This is a genomic window from Sporosarcina sp. P17b, assembly GCF_002743115.1.
Taxonomy (GTDB): domain Bacteria; phylum Bacillota; class Bacilli; order Bacillales_A; family Planococcaceae; genus Sporosarcina; species Sporosarcina ureae_C.
Genome location: NZ_PDYP01000002.1, coordinates 138,114 through 160,190, shown reverse-complemented (window position 1 = coordinate 160,190; position 22,077 = coordinate 138,114). Strand labels below are relative to the sequence as shown.

Genomic DNA, 22,077 nt, shown 5'->3' with positions numbered 1-22,077 from the left:
TTGAAATGAACCTGATGTATCCGCAAATCGTAACGGGCGCAGACTTACTGCGTGGAATTGTAAAGTTAGATGAACTGGCTCCTCTTTTGCAAAAAAGAGGGGCTTCTTCTGCTGCTATCGTCAATAGTAAGCTATATGGTGTCCGATCGTTCAGCAAAATGCTAGCTAAATACGGCATACGTCCTGTAATTGGTTTGTCCGTCACATTGGAAGTCGAAGATCATGAAGTACTTGTTTATATTTATGCACAAAACGAAACAGGCTTCTCTAATCTAATGAAAATGAGCAGCGCCATTTCTACGCGAGAAGAAGAAAACCTCCCACTCAACTGGCTTCAAGCTTACAGGGAAGGGTGCATCATCATATGTGCGATGACAGATTCTTCATGGGCGAACGCGCGTGATCTACGTGTCTTGCAGCTAGTGGCAGAAAAAGATTCTAACGCTTCAACATTCATTGGAATCGGTAGGCCTGGTGGAGGAGCGCATACTGACGAAGCAAGCATTATTCAATTAAGTGAAGAAAGTCAATTGCCGATCGCTGCTTGTCAAGAAACGCGCTTTCTTCATAAGGAAGATTTTCAAGCTTACGAAGTCGCGACAGCCATACGCAAAGGCTATAAATTGAATGATTCACAAAAGCCCCCTAATCGTTATCGACAAGCTTATTTACCAGAACGTGAAGAACTTGTTAATTGGTTTGGTGATCATCCAGAATGGTTACGGACAACAGAAGGCATTATGGATTCGTGCGTAGTGACTATCCAAAAAGAAGATTTCCTCATGCCAAAGTTTCCAGTCGCAGACGGCCAAGCGCCTATTTCACTTCTCGAGCAAAATTGCCGAAACGGACTTCAAGCACGTTTCCAGTCACTGTCAGAAGAATATGAACAACGTCTTCGCTACGAACTATCCATCATCGATCAGATGGGCTTCACCGATTACTTCCTAATAGTAGAAGACTATGTGCGTTACGCAAAAACGGAAGGCATCCTAGTCGGCCCTGGTCGTGGGTCTTCTGCAGGTTCTTTAGTGGCGTTCGCTCTCGGGATTACAGAAGTTGACCCAATCAAATATGGATTGCTTTTTGAACGTTTTTTAAATCCCGAACGTGTAACGATGCCCGATATTGATATCGATTTTGCGGATAATCGCAGAACAGAAGTGGTGAATTATGTGGCAAGTACATACGGTAAACAATATGCCGCACAGATTATCACTTTCGGTACGTTGTCAACGAAAGCGGTCGCACGAAACGTGGCCAGAGTGCTAGACTTCACGCCTGAAGAAGTTCGATTCATGTCCAATGAATTAAATAGTGGCCGGTCATTCAAAGAAACGATTATCCAGTCAAAGAAACTACGTGACTGGATTCAAGTGGAGCCACGTAGAGAGCTGTGGCGGCAAGCTGCGGAACGCTTGGAAGATTTACCGAGAAATGCATCGACGCATGCAGCTGGTGTCGTCCTTGCAGCGAATCCCCTCGTACATTACGTTCCGTTGCAGATAGGTTCAGATGAAGTATTCCTGACACAGTGGGCAATGAAAGACGTGGAAGAAGTCGGTTTATTGAAAATGGACTTTCTAGGTTTGCGTAATTTAACGCTACTCGACAGAATCCGTGCAATGATTCAATACAATAAAAAGCAGATTATTGATTTCGAATGCATTCCACTCGATGATCAGGCAACGTACAGAGTATTTAAAAATGGTGACACAACAGGAATCTTCCAATTTGAATCGCCCGGCATGCGGCGTGCGTTAAAGACTATACAACCGGATAATTTCAAAGATGTATACTCAGTGAACGCGTTATATCGACCGGGTCCTATGGAGTTCATCCCGCTGTATAGTCGTCGGAAAAATGGACAAGAGCCAACTGTCTACGACATACCAGAGCTAGAACCTATTCTCTCGGAGACATACGGTATCATCATTTATCAAGAACAGATCATGAAACTTGCGGTGGAAATTGCCGGTTTTACGATGGCAGAAGCGGATCTTCTAAGACGGGCAATCAGTAAGAAAAATCAGCAAGTATTAGAAGAGGAACGGCAACACTTTATTGCGGGGGCAAGTAAAAAAGGGTTTGATCAAATCAAAGCGAATAATGTATACAACTTAATTGTTAAATTCGCGGATTATGGATTTCCGAAAAGCCATGCGGTAGCCTATTCAATGATTTCCTATCGATTGGCATTTTTTAAAGCAAATGAACCTACTTACTTTTATGCAGCATTCCTTTCCTCATTAACTGGTAGCAAAGACAAGATGATGGAAGTAATTCGTGAAATGAAAGCAAAAGGTATCCCGATACTACCGCCATCTGTCAAGACTAGCCGTTATTCACATACAGTGGAAGGACATGCGATTCGTCTCGGTTTAGGCGCAATTAAAGGAGTTACTTTCGCATTTTATCAGCAATTGGCGGCTGCTCGGGAAAAGGGGAGTTGGTCATCGATGTTTGACATGGCCATCTCACTAGGAGCCGATCATTTTTCTGAAAAAGCCATCATCCCGTTAATTAAAGCAGGTGCACTTGACGACTTTAATCAAAAACGCTCAGTTCTTCTTGCTTCAATAGATGCCGCTCATTCCCATGCACTCTTCATAGGAGATGATGCATTAAGTGATCAATTTCAATTTAATTCCCAACCCAAATATACACCAGGCGGCACAATGGATCAGATGACGAAGCTTGGTTTTGAACATGATACGTTAGGGTTTTATTTATCCGAACATCCCGTGGAACAATTAAAAAGAACTGCATCGAGTCACATCCCATCGATCGCGTCACTGTTTTCTCTGAACCGAGGAACGAAAGCAACGTGTATAGGAATCATCTTATCGATCAAACGTATTCGTACTAAAAAGGGGGAAGCCATGGCTTTTCTAACGATACAAGACGAGACGGAAGAAATATCGTGTACAGTATTTCCGAAACAATATGCACAGATCAGCGTCCAGTTAAAAGAAGAAGCGTTTGTTCAAGTGTCGGGTAGCATCGATTTTCGTAATCAATCTGTTCAACTCATTGTCGAGCAATTAGCGTCGCTGAGTCTTTCGGGAGACTGAAAAGTGTAGGAGCAAAATCTTGTATAGTCCATCATGACGCAATCTGCGCCATGATGGACTATACTTCGACTTTTTACTAAGCGAGCGTTCAGTCGGTACGAAAAATGACGAAATAAAAACACTTGTAATTTCAAGATATTGCTTTACGTAGTGCCGACTTTTTTGTATGCTAGTATGCAGGGTGGTCAGACCACTCTGTTTATGGAACGAAAAAGGAGTTCTCCTCATGCAAAATCCACAATCATCATCCAAGCGTTTTTTGGATATTATCGGAGAACTACAATTACTGATTAGCGAACAAAAAATCGAGTATGGCGATAAGTTACCATCTGAACGTCATCTGGCGGAAAAGCTGCAAGTAAGCAGAACGGCAGTACGCGAGGCGTTACGAAGTATGGAATTGCTTGGCCTCATTGAAACAAGACGAGGCGAAGGAACATTTCTATCCGATTTCAAAAAACATCAGTTAGTGGAAGTTCTCTCGACGTTTATTATGCAGCAAGCGCGATCTATCCAAGATGTAGTTGATACAAGGATGATTCATGAACGCGCAGCTATTACAACGGTTACAGAAAATGAAGAACTGCGTATGCTGCCTGTATGGAAAGGCATGCAAAGTAAATTGCGAGAAGAAGAGTCTGTGTTTTTGCGTGAAGATATAGTGCGCGAAACTATTGTCGCTACTGAAAATCGACTCTCCTTGAAAATTTGGTTTTTATTGAAACAGTATAGTGGAGTTTCTTTCGATGTAGCTATTGCAACAGATGAAGAAATAGTAACTGTGCATGAACTGCTGGACGAAATAATGGCAGGCAATACGGAAAAAGCCTTAACTTGGTATGAAAAATGGATGCATCAAGTTGAGGGAGAAAGAAGGGGAACGGAATGAGTATCAAGCAATTATTTAAAAAGAAACCAAAAGTTGACCAACATACAATGCCGTCTGCTCAAAGTAAAGCAGATGTACCAGAAGGAATCATGACAAAATGTCCCGAGTGTAAGCATGTAATTTTGACAAAGGACTTGTTGAAGAATGGTAAAGTTTGCCCTTCTTGTCAGCATCATTATAAAATGACGGCGCAAGAACGAATCGATCATTTATTTGACGAAGGCAGCTTTGAATCAATGGATAATCATTTAAAGACAGAGAATCCGCTAAATTTCCCTGCTTATACAGAAAAAGTTGAAAAAGACGCATTAGCAACTGGACTCAACGAAGCCGTGCTTACTGGTGTCGGAACCATTCAAGAGAACCGAGTAGCTGTTGCTGTAATGGATGCACATTTCCGTATGGGATCCATGGGTTCGGTAGTTGGCGAAAAGATCACAAGAGCTGTAGAGAAAGCTACTGAATTAGGAATTCCTATGTTGATCTTCTCGGCAAGTGGCGGTGCCCGTATGCAAGAAGGGGTCATTAGTCTAATGCAAATGGCTAAAGTAAGTGTAGCCCTTGAAAGACATGCCCACAAAGGCTTATTGTATATTTCTATTATGACATACCCGACGACAGGTGGCGTATCGGCTAGTTTCGCTTCAGTTGGTGATATCAACTTGGCAGAGCCAAAAGCTCTAATAGGGTTCGCGGGACGTCGCGTAATTGAACAAACAGTACGTGAAAAACTGCCGGAAGATTTCCAGACAGCAGAGTTTTTATTGAGTCACGGGCAATTGGATGCGGTAGTTCATCGCAATGAAATGCCTGAAGTGATGAATAAAATCCTGAGCCTTCACGCACGGAAGGAGATCGAAATTGTATGAGTAAAACACTCGCATTTGAAGAACCTATCGTAAAATTGCGTGAAAAAATCAATGAATTAGAAGAGTATACAGCAATGAATGACGTAGATCTTTCTTCTGAAATTGTCAATCTGAAAAATCGCTTGTCGAAGTTAGAAAAAGATATCTATGAAGGCATGGAGCCGTGGGATCGTGTACAAGTAGCTCGGCATCCGGAAAGACCTACAACGAAAGATTATATTACTCGTTTGTTTGAAGACTTCCTTGAGTTTCATGGCGACCGCAACTTTGGAGATGACGAAGCCATAATAGGCGGAATTGCTTCATTTGAAGAAACGCCTATTACAATTATCGGACATCAGCGCGGTAAAGATACGAAAGAAAATGTTAAACGCAACTTCGGTATGCCACATCCTGAAGGGTACCGTAAAGCACTTCGTCTGATGAAACAAGCGGAAAAGTTCAATCGTCCTATTATCTGTTTCATTGATACGAAAGGTGCGTATCCTGGTAAGGCGGCAGAAGAACGTGGACAAAGTGAAGCGATTGCTCGCAATCTCGTTGAAATGGCAGGCTTGAAAGTTCCTGTGATCTCAATCGTTATTGGAGAAGGAGGCAGTGGGGGTGCGTTGGCTCTAGGAGTTGCAAATCATATCCATATGCTTGAAAACTCCACGTACTCTGTAATTTCACCTGAAGGCGCAGCTTCTATCTTGTGGAAAGATCCATCACTTGCTAAACAGGCGGCGGAAGCGATGAAAATCACTGCACCCGATTTGAAAGATATGAACATCATTGATGAAATCATTCCTGAAGTACTTGGTGGTGCACATCGTGATGCGAACAAACAGGCTATTGAGATCCGTTGTACTATACGTAGATCATTGAAGGAATTATGCGATTTATCATCAGAAGAATTGATTGATAACCGATACAATAAATTCCGGAGCATTGGCGTGTTTTCGGAATAAAAGATGCGGGCAACCGCGTCTTTTGCTCGTACATACAAGTCATGATTAAAGGATGGGATCGACATGAAAAAAATTGCGGTCTTAACAAGTGGTGGTGATGCACCGGGAATGAATGCGGCAATTCGTTCCGTAGTCAGAAAAGCGATTTATGAAGGATTGGAAGTTTCTGGTGTATTCAATGGCTATCAAGGGTTGATTGATGGCAAAATTGAGCAATTCCAGCTTGGCTCTGTTGGAGATATTATCCAGCGCGGTGGAACTGTACTGCGATCCGCTAGATGCCCGGAGTTTATGACGGAAGAAGGTCGTGCGAAAGCTCTTGCGCAAATCAAGCTCCATGGTATCGATGGAGTGGTAGTCATTGGTGGGGACGGCTCATTTAGAGGAGCGTACGAATTAGTTAAAATGGGTGTTCCGTGTGCTTGTGTACCTGCTACGATTGATAATGATATAACCGGTACGGAATTTACGATTGGGTTCGATACCGCACTAAACACTGTCGTCGAAGCCATCGATAAAATCCGGGATACGGCAACATCCCACGAGCGTTCATTTATTATTGAAGTAATGGGTCGTGACGCAGGAGATTTAGCATTATGGGCAGGGCTAGGCGGCGGTGCCGAATCCATCATATTACCCGAGAAGCCGTTTGACGTGAACTCTATTGTCAATCGGATTAAGCGAAGTACAAGTCGTGGAAAAAAACACAGTATTATTGTACTGGCTGAAGGTATAATGTCTGCTACACAGTTGGCAGATATTTTGAAAGAAGAAGCGGGAGTCGAAACTCGAGTTTCTATTTTAGGACATATACAACGTGGTGGTTCACCATCCGCACGTGACCGGGTAATTGCCAGCCAATACGGAGCAAGAGCGGTTGAAACATTATTGTCTGGAAAAACAAGTTCTGCTGTTGGAATGAGAAATCATAAAGTGGTAGACTATAATTTAGAAGAAGTCTTTATTAAACGAGAAAAGTTGGACTTGTCATTATTAGAATTGGCAGAAACACTATCCATCTAATTAGTCAGAGTCGACATGACGCAGAGGAGCGATAAGTAGTGAGAAAGACAAAAATCGTGTGTACAATCGGTCCAGCAAGTGAATCTTACGAAGGACTGCTAGAACTGATTGACGCAGGGATGAACGTTGCACGCCTGAACTTCTCCCATGGCACCCAAGAAGAGCATAGAATACGTATTGAAAGAATCCGCAAAGCGGCAGCTGAAAAAGAAAAAGTAGTTGGGATCCTGCTCGATACAAAAGGCCCTGAAATTCGGACTCATAAAATGACAGAAGGTCAAATCGAGTTGGTAAGAGGACAAGCAGTAGATATCTCGATGCAAGAAGTACTCGGTACTGCAGAAACATTTTCTGTTACGTACGAACAGTTAATCCATGACGTCGATCGCGGTTCATTCGTACTTTTAGACGACGGCTTGATTGAACTTGAAGTAACAGGCAAAGATATCGAAAAAGGATTAATTCATACAAAAGTAATTAACGCAGGCCCTTTAAAAGATAATAAAGGTGTCAACGTTCCGAATGTATCTGTGCAATTGCCAGGAATTACGGATAAAGATAAAGAGGATATCCTGTTCGGTATTGAACAGGGCGTTGATTTTATCGCAGCTTCATTCGTGCGTCGTGCAACTGATGTTATTCAAATCCGTGAATTACTTGAAAATAACAATGGTGGACATATCCATATTGTACCAAAGATTGAAAATCAGGAAGGCGTAGACAATCTAGACGAAATTCTTCAATTGTCTGATGGCCTAATGGTTGCGCGTGGAGATCTAGGAGTAGAAATTCCCGCTGAAGAAGTTCCTTTGGTACAAAAAATGATGATCCGTAAATGTAACCAGTATGGTAAACCTGTTATTACAGCGACACAAATGCTGGATTCTATGCAAAGAAACCCACGTCCTACACGTGCTGAAGCAAGTGATGTGGCCAACGCGATTTTAGACGGTTCAGATGCTGTCATGCTTTCTGGTGAAACAGCTGCTGGGATGTACCCCGTCGAATCTGTAAAAGTAATGTGCAAAATTGCTTTGTCTACTGAAGAATCCATGGACTTCCATTCTGTCGTTTCCACAAGAACGAGAGAAAAAGAAGGGAATCTTACAGAAGCAATTGGACAAGCTGCTTCTTATACAGCTCTTAACTTGAATGTTAAAGCAATTTTGGCACCAACGGAAAGTGGTCAAACTGCAACAATGATCGCGAAGTACCGTCCGGGTGTTCCTATTATTGCGGTAACACGTTCAGAAGTGATTTCCAATAAACTGACACTTGTTTGGGGTGTTTATCCAATCGTTGGAAAGAAAGCACTCGACATCGACGGTATTCTTCAGGAATCAGTCGAAGAAAGTGTTAAACACCAATATGTCACTCATGGCGATGTAGTGATCATCACTGCAGGTGTACCGGTCGGTAAAGCGGGTACAACTAACTTGATGAAATTACACGTTATTGGGGATTTAATTGGTCGCGGCCAAGGTATCGGCAAAAACGTCGCCTTCGGTAAAGCGAAGATTATCAAGAACTCACAAGAAGCATTAACACAAATCAAAGATGGTGACATCATTGTCACGCATTCTACAGACCGTGATATGTTTGCTGCTCTTGAGCGATGCGCAGGCATCATCACCGAAACAGGGGGACTAACTAGCCACGCAGCAGTTGTTGGTTTGAGTCTAGGTATACCTGTAATCGTAGGTGCTGAAAACATTACATCGGTTATTAAGAATGGCAGTGACATTACAATGGATGCAGCGAGCGGTGTAATCTACAACGGTCACGCAAAAGTATTGTAATAAAAATATATAGACCGCTTCTCGTAAAGAGAGAGCGGTCTTTTTTGGAGGTTCCTATATGAAATGGTTACTAGCATTATTCATCATTGTGCCAACTTCTGAACTGGCATTATTAATGTTTTCGGGTAAAACACTTGGGATCATGCCGACAATTTTAATTATTATCGCGACCGGTATCGGCGGTGCTTACCTAGCCAAGAAACAAGGTTTGCACGCATGGCGCGATTTACAGTTTCGTATGGCCAATAGAGAAACGCCTGGTAAAGCGCTAGTCGACAGTGTGTGTATTTTACTGGGTGGTTTATTATTATTAATGCCAGGTTTCATAACAGATATTGCAGGACTATTATTATTGTTCAGTGGTCCACGTAAAATTTTGTATCCGTTTATCGTCAAATGGATTTACAATAAAATCCGTAATGGCCAAATCCGAGTTATGTAAATGTCGGATGTTCTTTAACTTTCAATGCGATAAATAAGAAAAAAGGTAAAAACATGATACCGTATAACCCGAATAAATACACTGCACAAGCGGTAATAATGAAGGAGTGTACGGTTCGCAATTTAAATGCGTGTGCCCAAAGAAGTGATTCAACCATCTGACGACTGACGAGTATTACGATGTATAGGACCAATAAGCCGATCGCGATGTGTATATCATCAATATAGAAAGAAAAAGCAATCATCGGAAGAAATACTAGTCCTATTCCAAGGAATGGAATACTGTCAACTAACGATATTAAGAATGCTTTTGTTAAGAATGATTCAAAATCAAGTAGCCAAAAACCGATCACCATCAATATAAAGGTCATGAAGAATAAGCGGATTTGAACCGAGAAGAAATGCCCCATTAAACGGCTTGACCTATCAAAAATCTTGCGTGCTACCTGTCTGAAGTTTTTAGGGAAGTAAACTAAAAACCAAAAACGATTGGTGGCACTTTCTCGTAAAGCGAAAAAGTACGCGATAATGAATAAAAATGTACTGAAAATCTGCTGGAACGTTTTTTGCAGTAAACTAATGATCCCTTCCATTGCCTCATGACTTAATTGAATAAATTGTTCTGCGGCGGCATGTAAATTCCAGCCTTTGCTATCCATCATTTCGATAATTACACCTAATTGATCTTCCATTGTCCATATGACAGAAATCAATCCGTTGATTGATAGAAATAGAAAGGTGTATACTAAAGAGGCAAGTACCACCATTATGAGTAAAGCAGCTAGAAAAGCCGGCAGTTTTGTAAGCGCAATTAAAGAATTCATAAGCGGAGCAGTGAAGAAAGCGAAAACTATCGCAAATCCTATAGGTGGGATTACGATAAGGAAAATCACGATTAATATAGCCGGCAACCATTGACGGGCATAGGTTTGGAAGCGCTTGGAGTCGATGGATATCATACGGATTTGTCCATTCCTTTCGGGTAATAATAAATAAAAAACATCTTTACCATTCACAAAACCGTTAAAGTTGCTTATAATGGTCATTGTAAGCGTTTTAGATAAAAATATAATTAGCAGATGGTCATCGTTCTGCACTCCGCTTCAGGGAGATGACCAAACTGGGAAGAAGGAGCGAATATCATGACAGCAACAAAAGGTTTGGAAGGTATCGTGGCAGCACAAACTCAAATCAGTTCCATTATCGATGACACTCTTACATACGTAGGATACGGCATCGATGATCTGGCAGAAAATGCTAGTTTTGAAGAAGTAGTTTACTTACTTTGGCACAAACGTTTGCCAAACGAAAAGGAACTTGCTGAATTGAAACAGCAGTTAGAAGATAACGCAGAAATTCCACAAGGGGTTCTTGATCACTTCAAAACGTACCCAATCGACAAAGTGCATCCAATGGCAGCACTTCGTACAGCAATCTCGCTTCTAGGATTATACGATGAAAAAGCGGAAGATATGTCACCAGAAGAAAACTACAAGAAAGCAGTTAAGCTTCAGGCTAAAGTTGCAACAGTAGTTACTGCATTCGCACGTATCAGAAAAGGACAAGAGCCAGTAGCACCTAAAAAAGGTTTAAGCTATGCGGCAAACTTCCTTTACATGCTTTCTGGGGAAGAGCCTGCTGATATCGCTGAAGAAGCATTCAATAAAGCACTTGTACTACACGCAGACCATGAGTTGAACGCATCTACGTTCACTGCGCGTGTTTGTGTAGCGACTCTATCTGATATGTATTCTGGCGTAACTGCTGCAATTGGCGCTCTTAAAGGTCCATTACACGGCGGTGCAAACGAAGCGGTTATGAATATGCTAATGGAAATCGGCGATGAAGATAAGGTCGATTCATATATTCGTGAAAAGCTTGCTAACAAAGAAAAAATCATGGGCTTCGGACACCGTGTATACCGTCAAGGTGATCCACGTGCGAAGCACTTACGTGAAATGTCTAAGCGATTGACTACTCTTCGCGGTGAAGAAAAGTGGTACAATATGTCTGAACAAATCGAAGCAATTGTCACTGGAGAAAAGAAATTGCCTCCAAATGTTGATTTCTACTCCGCTTCGGTATATCATTCATTAGACATCGATCATGATATTTTCACACCTATTTTTGCAGTTTCTCGTTTTTCAGGATGGATTGCACATATCCTAGAACAATACGAAAACAACCGCTTGATCCGCCCACGTGCAGAGTACGTTGGACCAGGCATGCAGAAGTATGTTCCAATCAATGAACGATAAAAAAAAGTAAATTCGTGGGGCGGTATCTCGTATACCGGCCCACTGATTTTGAACTCAGGAGGATATCAATAATGGCTAATGATGGAAAGATTACAGTAACTAACGGTGTTTTAAACGTCCCAGATCACGCAACGATTCCTTTCATTATAGGCGATGGCACAGGTCCGGATATTTGGCATGCAGCTTCACGCGTAATCGAAGCAGCTGTTGAAAAAGCTTATGACGGAAAAAAGAAGATTAATTGGTTAGAAGTTCTTGCAGGAGAAAAGGCATTCAACGAAACTGGTGACTGGCTTCCAAAAGAAACTCTTGACACAATTGAAGAATATCTAATTGCGATTAAAGGGCCACTTACTACGCCGATCGGTGGAGGATTCCGTTCATTGAACGTAGCACTACGTCAAGAACTAGATCTTTACACTTGCTTGCGTCCGGTTCGTTATTTCGAAGGAGTACCTTCACCCGTGAAACGTCCTGAGGATTGTGACATGGTTATTTTCCGTGAAAATACTGAAGATATCTATGCTGGGATCGAGTACCAAAAAGGTTCTGACGAAGCGAAAAAATTAGTTAACTTCCTTCAAACTGAATTAGGTGTTAAAAATATTCGTTTCCCTGAAACTTCTGGTCTTGGTATCAAACCAATTTCTGAAGAAGGTACGAAGCGTTTAGTACGTGCTGCAATGAACTATACAATTGAAGAAGGACGCAAGTCTCTAACAATTGTACACAAAGGTAACATTATGAAGTTCACAGAAGGCGCATTCGCAAGCTGGGCTTACGAGTTAGCTGAAGAAGAGTTCGGCGACAAAGTATTCACTTGGAAGCAATATGACCGCATTAAAGACGCAGAAGGAACAGATGCTGCGAACAAAGCACAATCTGATGCAGAAGCTGCTGGCAAAATCATCGTTAAAGATGCAATTGCTGATATCTTCTTGCAACAAATCCTTACTCGTCCTAAAGAGTTCGACGTAGTAGCTACAATGAACTTGAACGGAGACTATATTTCTGATGCTCTTGCTGCACAAGTAGGCGGAATCGGAATTGCTCCGGGAGCGAACATTAACTACGAAACAGGTCATGCAATCTTTGAAGCGACTCATGGTACAGCACCTAAATATGCAGGACTGGATAAAGTTAACCCTTCATCCCTATTGCTATCAGGCACTATGATGCTTCAACACCTTGGCTGGACTGAAGCAGCTGATCTAATCACTGCTTCTATCGAAAAGTCTATCGCATCTAAAGTAGTGACATACGACTTCGCACGTCTAATGGACAATGCAGAAGAAGTAAGCACTTCTGGATTCGCTGACGAATTAATCAAAAACCTATAAGAAGTAAACGAGAGGGGGATGAAAATCCTCCTCTTTCTACTATATTGTTCTGACAAAGGAGAGTTTTGCATGTCATTGAAGCGTAAAAAAGTATCGGTTATCGGATCTGGTTTTACTGGAGCAACAACTGCATTCCTTTTAGCTCAAAAAGAATTATGTGATGTCGTCATCGTAGATATTCCAGCTATGGAAAATCCTACGAAAGGCAAAGCATTGGACATGTTGGAAGCTGGTCCGGTTCAAGGGTTTGATGCCAACATCATTGGTACATCCAATTACGAAGATACGAAAGACTCTGATGTAGTGGTAATTACTGCAGGTATTGCGCGTAAACCTGGAATGAGCCGTGACGACTTAGTACAGACAAATCAAAAAGTAATGAAATCCGTAACAGCTGAAATTGTGAAGTATTCTCCTGACACGAAAATCATCGTCTTGACGAATCCGGTTGATGCTATGACGTATACAGTCTACAAAGAATCAGGATTCCCTAAAGAACGTGTAATCGGTCAATCGGGTGTACTTGATACGGCTCGTTTCCGTACGTTTGTCGCGCAGGAATTAAACCTGTCGGTAAAAGACGTGACGGGCTTCGTATTGGGTGGGCACGGAGACGATATGGTACCTCTAGTACGTTATTCTACTGCTGGTGGTGTACCATTAGAAAACTTGATCTCAGCTGGTCGCTTAGAAGAAATTGTGAAACGTACACGTAAAGGTGGAGCTGAAATCGTCAACTTGTTAGGCAATGGGTCTGCGTATTATGCGCCAGCCGCTGCGTTAGTTGAAATGACAGAAGCTATTTTGAAAGATCAAAAACGTGTATTGCCATCTATCGCATTCTTAGAAGGCGAATATGGCATGAATGGCATTTATCTAGGCGTACCGACTGTTCTAGGTGCAGGCGGTATTGAAAGAATCATAGAACTTGAATTAACTGACGATGAGAAGATTGGACTTCAAAAGTCTGCTGATTCTGTACGTACTGTAATGAGTGTTCTAGTGTAAGCGTATAGGTTGAAGATCGAACGGCTATTTGGCTGTTCGATCTTTTTTCGTGTTAACTCGATTTTTGAAGAACGGATTGTTATAATTTACTTATTGAAGTAATTTTCAGCTTTTTCATTGAAGATTGAAGAAATAGAGGAGGAGATTATTTGTTGAAAAGCAAACGTAAGGCTATAGGAAAAGATATAACGGAGTTAGAACTAGGTGAGAGGCTACATTTGACCGAAAAGATCGAGGATAAAGATTTAATGCTGTATCTAGGATTGACTAACGATGCGAATCCGCTCTATTTACAGCATGATTATGCAGCGGAGACGATATATGGACAGCCGATTGTACCGCCTATCATGTTGACCGGGATTGTTACGGCGGCTATTTCCAAACACATGCCGGGACCAGGTGCACATATTATTAACCAACAATTGCATTTCCCTAAACCGGTCTACCACTATGCTATTGTAGAATTCGTCCTAGAAGTTACGAAGCTTGACGTTGCAATGAACCAAGTAACGATTCAAGTGGATGCAACGGATCAAGAAGGTGAGCGAGTAATGAGTGGAGAAATAGTGGTCATCGCCCCACAAAAGCTTCCTTCTAAACAAAGCCAGACACAGGAACTTGCGGATGGAAACTAAACAACAAAAGATTTTGATTGTAGAAGATGAGCAATCCATTCAAAAGCTGATTGAATTTACATTGCAACAAGCAAACTTCGTAACGGTACTTGCGAATGATGGAGAAGAAGCGATAGAAAAAGTGTTGGATGAACACCCCGATTTGATTATTTTGGATTTAATGTTGCCCAAAATAGACGGTTTAGAAGTCTGCCGTATGTTGAGAAAACAAGACATTGAAACACCCATCATTATGTTAACCGCCAAAGGAGAAGAAATGGATAAAATCATTGGACTTGAAATGGGCGCCGATGATTATATGACTAAACCTTTCAGTCCCCGTGAAGTGGCAGCTAGAGTACGTGCAGTTTTGAGGCGAACAGGAGAACGTAAGAATACAGTGGAAAAGAAATTGATAGCGGGTCAATTGACAGTCTATCCTGAACGCATGGAAGTCTATTTAGATAACCAACTACTCGAGTTCACGCCGAAAGAATTTGAGTTGCTCGTTTATTTTATGAAGAATCCACATCGCGTATTCACTCGAGATCAGCTACTTCAAGCTGTCTGGAATTATGACTTTGCGGGAGATACACGAATTGTCGACGTACATGTTAGTCATCTGCGCGATAAAATCGAAGAAAATACGAGAAAGCCGCGCTATATCAAAACAATGAGAGGCGTTGGCTACAAGTTCGGGGAGCAAAACTAGATGAAGAACTATTATACAAAACTCTTAACGGCTTCCGCGGTCATTTTATCCATTCTGTTAATTGTGCTAGGAATTATCTTAGGACAATTTTTTCATTTATTCGGAGAAAATGTGGATGCGGGCATACAACAAACGTATTGGGTCTACTTACTGTTCACGCTCGTCCTAGTGTTTATAGTCATGATGTTCGTGTTGGCGAAGATTATTCAACAGTATGTTCAACCGATTGACCACTTCATGGGTGTTGCGCATCAGTTGGCGCAGGGGAATTACTTGGCAAGAGCAAATAATGAAGACAGTGAGATGAACTACCAACTGACGAATTCAATCAATACAGTCGCACAGAAACTACAAGGCAACTTTGCGCTTCGTGCAATGGAGCAGGAGCGCTTAAAAACATTGGTTAGTAGCATTGGCAGTAGTCTCCTGATGTTCGGCAGACATGGCGCAGTGAACTTAGTCAATCGCGTGTTTGAAGAAACTTTTCATCGTGACGGTGAAGAACTGATGGGGAAAACATTTAAAGATATTGGATTATCTTCAGACATTGAAATTGAAATCGAAAAGATTTTCTTGACGGAAGAAGTGCGTACATTCCAATCGAAAGTATTGCTTGAGGAAGGTATTTGTCATTTAGAAGTATATGGAGCTCCTGTAATTGGTGAGAATGGTAACTGGCTCGGAATTGTGATTATTATGCATGATATTACAGAGCTAGTTCGACTTGAGCAAGTGCGCAAAGATTTTGTGGCTAATGTCTCTCATGAACTCAAAACACCTGTTACGTCTATTAAAGGCTTTTCAGAAATGTTGCTAGACGGAGCGGTAGAAGATCCTGTTATCAAACGTGAATTCCTGGAGATCATGTATAAAGAAAGTAATCGTTTGCAATTATTGATCGAGGATTTATTGCGCTTGTCCAGCATGGAACGAGGCAGTTTTGAAATTACACGAAAACCTGTCGATTTGGTTGACGTTGTTCAGCAATCCATCAAAATTGTACAAGCAAAAGTTCAGGAAAAAGATATGCGTATCGATTTGCATATTCCGCAACAAGTAATGATTCCTGCCGATCATGATCGTTTAGTACAAGTGATGGTGAATTTATTAAATAATGCGATTGCCTATTCACAAGAAGAAACGATAGTGACAGTTTTGGTGGAAGAAGTGGAGGAGTACGTGGAAATTACGGTTCGCGATCAAGGAATAGGTATCATGCCATCAGAATTACCACGTTTATTTGAACGTTTTTATCGTGTAGATCGCGCTAGAAGTAGAGAGTCAGGCGGGACAGGGCTAGGTCTGGCGATTGTTAAACACATAGTGGAAGCACATCATGGAATCGTCACAGTAGAAAGTGAAGTCGGTGTCGGCACGGTTTTCCGCATACACTTGCCTATCCATGAACAACTGTAGTAAAGAAAGTTGAAACTTATTTGACTACTGTTCCGTACAGTAGTTATACATAGAAAAGGGGGAACAGATATGAGCACAAAAAGGATCCTAGTGACAATCGGTTTGTTTATCACTGGATTATTACTTTTGTTGATCGTCTTTACTACATGGTACACAGTTGACGAGTCTGAACAAGCTGTCGTCATTTCATTTGGACAAGCGGGTGCACCTGTAACGGACTCAGGTCTACATTTCAAATTGCCGTGGCCGATTCAAAAAACAGAGATTTTATCCAAGGAAACGTATAGTATCCATTTCGGTTACAAGCAAGATAAATCGGGTGAAATCGTAGATAAGGAAACGAAGATGATTACAGGTGATGAATATATCGTTCTGACCGATCTAACAGTACAATGGCGTATTGTGGATCCGAAGAAGTATTTATTCAATGCAGAAGATCCTATTGAAATCTTAAGAGATGCAGCATCTGCTTCTATTCGTTCTGTTATCGGTAGTTCCACAATCGATGCCGCGTTAACGGACGGAAAAGCTGAAATTGAAGCGAAGACACGTGATTTATTGACTAGTTTAGTAGAGAAATATGATATCGGTGTCGCAGTACAAGGCGTGAAATTGCAAGACGTTGAATTACCGAACGCAGAAGTACGTGCGGCATTTACCGCTGTAACGGATGCGCGTGAAACGAAGAATACAAAAATTAACGAAGCGAAGAAATATGAAAACCAGAGAACGAAAGAAGCAATTGGTGAACGTGATGCGATCAAATCACAAGCACAAGGGAAAAAGACTGCGCGTATTGAACAAGCACGTGGTGATGTAGCGGTATTCACCGATTTGTATAATGAATATGCAAAAAGTAAAGACATCACACGTGAGCGTCTGATTCTAGAGACATTGGAGCAAGTTCTTCCTAAAGCGAATCTTTATATTATGAATGATAGCGGAGAAACGATGAAGTATTTACCACTCCAGCAATTGCAAAAAGATCAGCCGCCGGTTACTGAAGAAAAGGATACGTCAGCTGAAAAAGGAGGGAAAGCTTCATGAGTAACGAACAAAACCCTTTCAAAAAGATAGAAGATGCCCTCAAGAAGATGGGGGAAACTGATCAAAAAAGAAGTGCACAGAAGCCAGGACCGGAATCAGATCCTAAAGTTACACAGATGCGACCGAAAAAAGCATTTGATATGAAAAAGTATACGAAACTCATTATCTCGCTAACAGTAGCTTTTGCGATTCTTGTTATTCTGTTATCCAACTTATTTATCGTAAAAGAGAATGAGTACCGTGTCGTCCGTCAGTTTGGTGAGATTACACGAATTATCGAAAAACCTGGTATGAATATGAAAATACCGTTCATTCAAAGTGTTAGTACATTGCCGAAAAACCGTATGACTTCTAACGTGTCAGAAGCTGAAATCAATACAAAAGATAAGAAGCGGATCATCATTGATAATTATGCAATATGGCATATTACAGATCCAGCAAAAATGATTTCGAACGCACGTAATATCGTCAATGCGGAAGCGAGAATGGAAGAGTTTATTTACTCTGTTGTACGAAATGAAATGGGACGTCTAGATTACGTCAATGTTGTCAATGACGAAGATTCTTCTCGCGGAAGTTTAAATGATGATGTCACAGCAAAAGTAAATAAATTCTTGGATGATGGCAACTACGGAATCAAAGTAGTGGATGTCCGTATGAAGCGCATCGACTTACCGGAAGAAAACGAACAATCGATCTATACACGGATGATTTCAGAACGTGATTCGACTGCTCAATCATACCTCTCAGAAGGGGATGCAGAGAAGCAGAAGATTGAAGCAGAAACAGATCGTGAAGTGCAAGAAATGCTAGCAAAAGCAAAAAAAGAAGCAGCAATTGTAACGGCGCAAGGTGAAGCAGAAGCTGCAAAAATCTATAACAACGCGTATGCAAAAGATCCTGAGTTTTATAAACTGTATAGAACACTTCAGTCTTATACAAAAGTCGTGAATGATGAAACGATGATCATTCTTCCGGCAGATTCACCGTATGCCAAGCTATTAACAGGCAATATGGAGTAATCATAAGTGCGTCATTTTCATTAGAGTTGCCAAACGTGGTAAACTAAATGAAAATGACGTTTTTTTATAGTGACGAACATGAAGGAGTGGGATGAATTTTGACAAAACAGAAAGTCGTCTTATTGGATGGAAACAGCTTAGCATACCGTGCATTTTTTGCTTTACCTTTATTAACGAATGAAAAAGGTGTTCATACAAATGCGGTATACGGTTTTACGATGATGTTGGAGACTATCTTAGCCAATGAAGAACCGACGCATGTGATTGTGGCGTGGGATGCAGGGAAAACGACATTCCGCCACAGTACGTATACGGAATATAAAGGTGGACGTCAAAAAACCCCACCAGAGTTATCGGAACAATTCCCGTACATTCGTAAACTCATTGAAGCATTCGGAATTACACAGTATGAACTTGACTTGTATGAAGCGGACGACATTATCGGTACATTGAGCAGGGAGTGCAGTGATGCTGAAGCAGAAGTTGTCATCATCTCAGGTGATAAAGACTTAACACAACTTGCGAATGATCAGACGACAGTATGTATTACAAGAAAAGGTATTACCGATCTCGAAAAATACACACCAGCGCATATCGAAGAAAAATACGGAATTGCACCGTTACAAATCATCGATATGAAAGGTTTGATGGGCGATGCATCTGATAATATCCCCGGCGTGCCTGGAATTGGTGAAAAGACGGCATTGAAATTATTGAAGGAATACGGTTCCGTCGAAAATGTCTATGAATCGATTGATCAAATCACCGCAAAGAAAATGAAAGAAAATCTTGTGAATAATAAAGATCAAGCATTCATGAGTAAAGAACTTGCGACGATTGAAGTACATGCGCCGATTACGGTGTCATTGAACGATTTGGACTATGCGGGTCGTAATGAAGAAGAAGTTATCCAGCTTTATAAAGAGTTACAATTTAAATCATTACTTGAAAAGATGGATGCACCTATCGAAGTTCAACCACTAGAAGAAATTGCCGTTCACACTGTAGAAGAAATTACTTCAGCGATGCTGACGGATACGATGTCTCTACATGTCGAAATAGATGGGGATAATTATTTATCCGAAGATATTTTAGGTATTGGACTATCGAATGAAACAGATACGTACTTTCTTTCTATAGAATTAGCTACATCCTCTGATCTCTTTAAGAACTGGATCTCTGATCATGCTACTCGTAAATACGTTTCGGATTCTAAATCAGCCTATGCAGCGATTGCACGACTTGGCATGGAACTAAACGGTGCAGAATTCGATCTCATGCTGGCGGCGTACATCGTCAATCCTTCATTTTCAACGAATGAAGTCTCTGAAATCGCACGTTCATTTGGCTACCATGGTGTAGAAAGCGATGAAGCAGTCTATGGCAAAGGTGCTAAACGGACTGTACCGGCATCTGAACAACTTGCCATCCATACCGCGCGAAAAGCACATGCAGTGTGGGAACTGTTCCCAATCGTCACAAAACAGTTAGAAGACAATGAACAGCAAGACTTGTTCCATGACTTGGAACTACCTTTGGCAAAGATCCTAGGTAAAATGGAAGTAACCGGTGTGAAAACGGATGTGGATGTGCTAGCAACGATCGGAGAACAGCTATCGGAACGTCTCGCAGTCATTGAGAAGACGATTTACGAAATGGCTGGTGAGAAATTCAATATCAACTCGCCTAAACAGCTGGGCGTTATTCTGTTTGAGAAAATCGGTTTAACTCCGATCAAGAAAACAAAGACAGGTTACTCAACAGCTGCGGATGTGCTAGAGAAGCTTGAAAGTGAACATGAAATCATTCAACATATTTTATTATATCGACAGCTTGGTAAATTAAATTCAACATATATTGAAGGACTAACGAAAGAGATCCATGAAGACGGAAAGATCCACACACGTTTCCAACAGGCTTTAACACAGACGGGGAGATTGAGCTCGATCAATCCGAACTTGCAGAACATCCCGATCCGTTTAGAAGAAGGACGTAAAATACGTGCGGCATTCATTCCATCAGAAACAGAATGGATTATGTTTGCGGCCGACTATTCACAAATTGAATTGCGTGTACTTGCACATATTTCGCAAGATGAAAAATTGATTGAAGCATTCCGGCAAGGTGCGGATATTCATACGAAAACCGCAATGGATGTTTTTGGTGTCAAGCAAGAAGAAGTCGATAGCAATATGCGTCGCGCAGCAAAAGCCGTCAACTTTGGTATTGTCTATGGAATCAGTGATTATGGATTATCACAAAGTTTAAATATTACTCGTAAAGAAGCAGGGGAATTTATCGATACGTATTTGGCGAGCTTCCCAGGCGTCAAGCAATACATGGATGACAGTATTACGGATGCCAAGCTAAAAGGCTATGTAACGACACTTTTGAAACGCAGACGGTATTTGCCGGATATTACAAGTTCCAATTTCAACTTGCGTGGCTTTGCTGAACGTACAGCGATGAACACGCCGATTCAAGGGACTGCAGCAGACATCATTAAGCAAGCAATGATCGATATGGATGCCAGACTCGAAAAAGAAAATATGCAAGCACGAATGCTCCTTCAAGTGCATGATGAATTAATCTTTGAAGCACCTTTGGACGAACTGGAAAAATTAAAAGAAATCGTACCGGAAGTCATGGAACAAACAATCCAACTTGACGTTCCATTGAAAGTCGATTGGAATTATGGCAAGTCTTGGTACGAAACAAAGTGAGTGGATATACATGCCAGAACTACCGGAAGTAGAAGGAGTGGTGCGAGATCTTGCGCCACTCGTGGAAGGACGGACGGTGAAGCAACTATCTGTATCGGATACCGTCGTCACTTCTAAAACAGCTGGAAAAGAAACGATTATTAAAGGGAAATCTGTAGACGACTTTCTTCACGGTATGGAAAATATGCAGATCGAGAAAATTGTGCGTCGCAGTAAATATATTTATTTTCATTTAATGAAAGAAAATCAACCATACTTGCTCGTCAGCCATCTTGGCATGACGGGCGCTTGGTTTGTCGTAAATTCTCCTGATGAAATTACAGAAGAGAAATTTCGCAAACATGCGCATGTCTTTTTAGAAATGGAAGATGGCGGTTTACTAGTCTACTCAGATATACGAAGATTCGGTGAAATGCGCCTTTTGCAGACGGAAGAAGATTTTCCTCCTTTGTTAGAGATGGCACCAGAACCTTTTTCTGATGAAGCACTGGAACATTTTTTATCGATGGCAGAAACTCCGAAGTATAAAAGAAAACCGATCAAAGAAGTAATTATGGATGGGAAAGTGATCTCAGGATGCGGTAATATTTACGCTACAGAAGCATTATTCCATATGAAAATTCATCCTGCTCGTTCTGCCGAAAGGATTAGCAGAAAGCGCAAAATATTATTATTCGAAGAAATCGTACGAGTTTTGCAAGAAAGTATTGATGCAGGCGGCAGTACGATATCCGATTACCGTTCAGTTAATGGCAACGCAGGTACGATGCAAAATCGGCTGCATATGTATGGGAAAAAAACGTGCTTGGAATGTGACACACCGACAAAAAGTAAACAGATTGCGGGCAGAACGTCTGTCTATTGCCCATCTTGCCAGAAATAAGGAGCGATG

18 protein-coding genes are annotated in these 22,077 nt (G+C 41.4%); 17 read left to right on the top strand and 1 reads right to left on the bottom strand.

What is annotated here, in order from left to right:
• The first annotated feature begins 5 nt into the window (after positions 1–5).
• The 7 genes from CSV76_RS02765 to CSV76_RS02735 all read left to right on the top strand — a co-directional run bounded on the left by CSV76_RS02765 (position 6) and on the right by CSV76_RS02735 (position 9,046).
• The gene (locus CSV76_RS02765; RefSeq protein ID WP_099624682.1) at positions 6–3,074 is read left to right on the top strand and encodes a DNA polymerase III subunit alpha; all 3,069 of its coding nucleotides are present in this window, start codon (positions 6–8) and stop codon (positions 3,072–3,074) included.
• 226 nt (positions 3,075–3,300) lie between these two features.
• Positions 3,301–3,963, top strand: a complete 663-nt coding sequence (locus CSV76_RS02760) for a FadR/GntR family transcriptional regulator (protein WP_085426552.1) — start codon at positions 3,301–3,303, stop codon at positions 3,961–3,963.
• Between the two features lie 47 nt (positions 3,964–4,010).
• A complete protein-coding gene (accD, locus tag CSV76_RS02755; protein WP_099692627.1) occupies positions 4,011–4,832 on the top strand; it encodes an acetyl-CoA carboxylase, carboxyltransferase subunit beta in 822 nt (273 codons plus the stop codon).
• Positions 4,829–5,782 carry an acetyl-CoA carboxylase carboxyltransferase subunit alpha gene (locus CSV76_RS02750; protein ID WP_085426550.1) on the top strand — a complete coding sequence of 318 codons (954 nt, stop codon included), beginning with the start codon at positions 4,829–4,831 and terminating at the stop codon, positions 5,780–5,782. Before accD ends, CSV76_RS02750 begins: the two co-directional genes overlap by 4 nt.
• 63 nt (positions 5,783–5,845) lie before the next feature.
• On the top strand, positions 5,846–6,805 hold the full coding sequence (gene pfkA, locus CSV76_RS02745) for a 6-phosphofructokinase (RefSeq protein WP_099624680.1): 960 nt from the start codon (positions 5,846–5,848) through the stop codon (positions 6,803–6,805).
• Between the two features lie 38 nt (positions 6,806–6,843).
• Positions 6,844–8,604 (top strand): pyruvate kinase, encoded by a 1,761-nt coding sequence (pyk, locus tag CSV76_RS02740; RefSeq protein ID WP_099624679.1) that lies wholly within the window; start codon positions 6,844–6,846, stop codon positions 8,602–8,604.
• Positions 8,605–8,662: 58 nt separating this feature from the next.
• On the top strand, positions 8,663–9,046 hold the full coding sequence (locus tag CSV76_RS02735; RefSeq protein ID WP_099624678.1) for an FxsA family protein: 384 nt from the start codon (positions 8,663–8,665) through the stop codon (positions 9,044–9,046).
• Here the strand turns inward: CSV76_RS02735 and CSV76_RS02730 are convergent.
• Positions 9,039–10,091 carry an AI-2E family transporter gene (locus CSV76_RS02730; protein ID WP_099624677.1) on the bottom strand — a complete coding sequence of 351 codons (1,053 nt, stop codon included), beginning with the start codon at positions 10,089–10,091 and terminating at the stop codon, positions 9,039–9,041. The genes CSV76_RS02735 and CSV76_RS02730 overlap by 8 nt on opposite strands.
• A gap of 96 nt (positions 10,092–10,187) precedes the next feature.
• On the opposite strand from CSV76_RS02730, the gene citZ reads away from it, so the two are divergent.
• From citZ to mutM, 10 genes are all read left to right on the top strand, one after another.
• Positions 10,188–11,303, top strand: a complete 1,116-nt coding sequence (citZ, locus tag CSV76_RS02725) for a citrate synthase (RefSeq protein WP_085426545.1) — start codon at positions 10,188–10,190, stop codon at positions 11,301–11,303.
• Between the two features lie 71 nt (positions 11,304–11,374).
• Positions 11,375–12,643: an NADP-dependent isocitrate dehydrogenase gene (gene icd / locus CSV76_RS02720; RefSeq protein WP_085426544.1), complete on the top strand. Its 1,269-nt coding sequence runs from the start codon at positions 11,375–11,377 to the stop codon at positions 12,641–12,643.
• Between the two features lie 69 nt (positions 12,644–12,712).
• The gene (mdh, locus tag CSV76_RS02715) at positions 12,713–13,651 is read left to right on the top strand and encodes a malate dehydrogenase (RefSeq protein WP_099624676.1); all 939 of its coding nucleotides are present in this window, start codon (positions 12,713–12,715) and stop codon (positions 13,649–13,651) included.
• A gap of 149 nt (positions 13,652–13,800) precedes the next feature.
• Positions 13,801–14,286 carry a MaoC/PaaZ C-terminal domain-containing protein gene (locus CSV76_RS02710; protein WP_099624675.1) on the top strand — a complete coding sequence of 162 codons (486 nt, stop codon included), beginning with the start codon at positions 13,801–13,803 and terminating at the stop codon, positions 14,284–14,286.
• Entirely contained in the window at positions 14,276–14,977 is a 702-nt protein-coding gene (locus tag CSV76_RS02705) for a response regulator transcription factor (RefSeq protein ID WP_085426541.1), read from the top strand. Before CSV76_RS02710 ends, CSV76_RS02705 begins: the two co-directional genes overlap by 11 nt.
• Entirely contained in the window at positions 14,978–16,393 is a 1,416-nt protein-coding gene (pnpS, locus tag CSV76_RS02700; RefSeq protein WP_099624674.1) for a two-component system histidine kinase PnpS, read from the top strand.
• A 69-nt stretch (positions 16,394–16,462) separates the two neighbouring features.
• The gene (hflK, locus tag CSV76_RS02695; RefSeq protein ID WP_085426539.1) at positions 16,463–17,440 is read left to right on the top strand and encodes an FtsH protease activity modulator HflK; all 978 of its coding nucleotides are present in this window, start codon (positions 16,463–16,465) and stop codon (positions 17,438–17,440) included.
• Entirely contained in the window at positions 17,437–18,462 is a 1,026-nt protein-coding gene (hflC, locus tag CSV76_RS02690) for a protease modulator HflC (RefSeq protein ID WP_099624673.1), read from the top strand. The genes hflK and hflC overlap by 4 nt, the downstream gene beginning before the upstream one ends.
• Positions 18,463–18,560: 98 nt before the next feature.
• Positions 18,561–21,185: a DNA polymerase I gene (gene polA / locus CSV76_RS02685; RefSeq protein WP_099624672.1), complete on the top strand. Its 2,625-nt coding sequence runs from the start codon at positions 18,561–18,563 to the stop codon at positions 21,183–21,185.
• Between the two features lie 10 nt (positions 21,186–21,195).
• Positions 21,196–22,068, top strand: a complete 873-nt coding sequence (mutM, locus tag CSV76_RS02680) for a bifunctional DNA-formamidopyrimidine glycosylase/DNA-(apurinic or apyrimidinic site) lyase (RefSeq protein WP_085426536.1) — start codon at positions 21,196–21,198, stop codon at positions 22,066–22,068.
• The last annotated feature ends 9 nt before the right edge of the window (positions 22,069–22,077 follow it).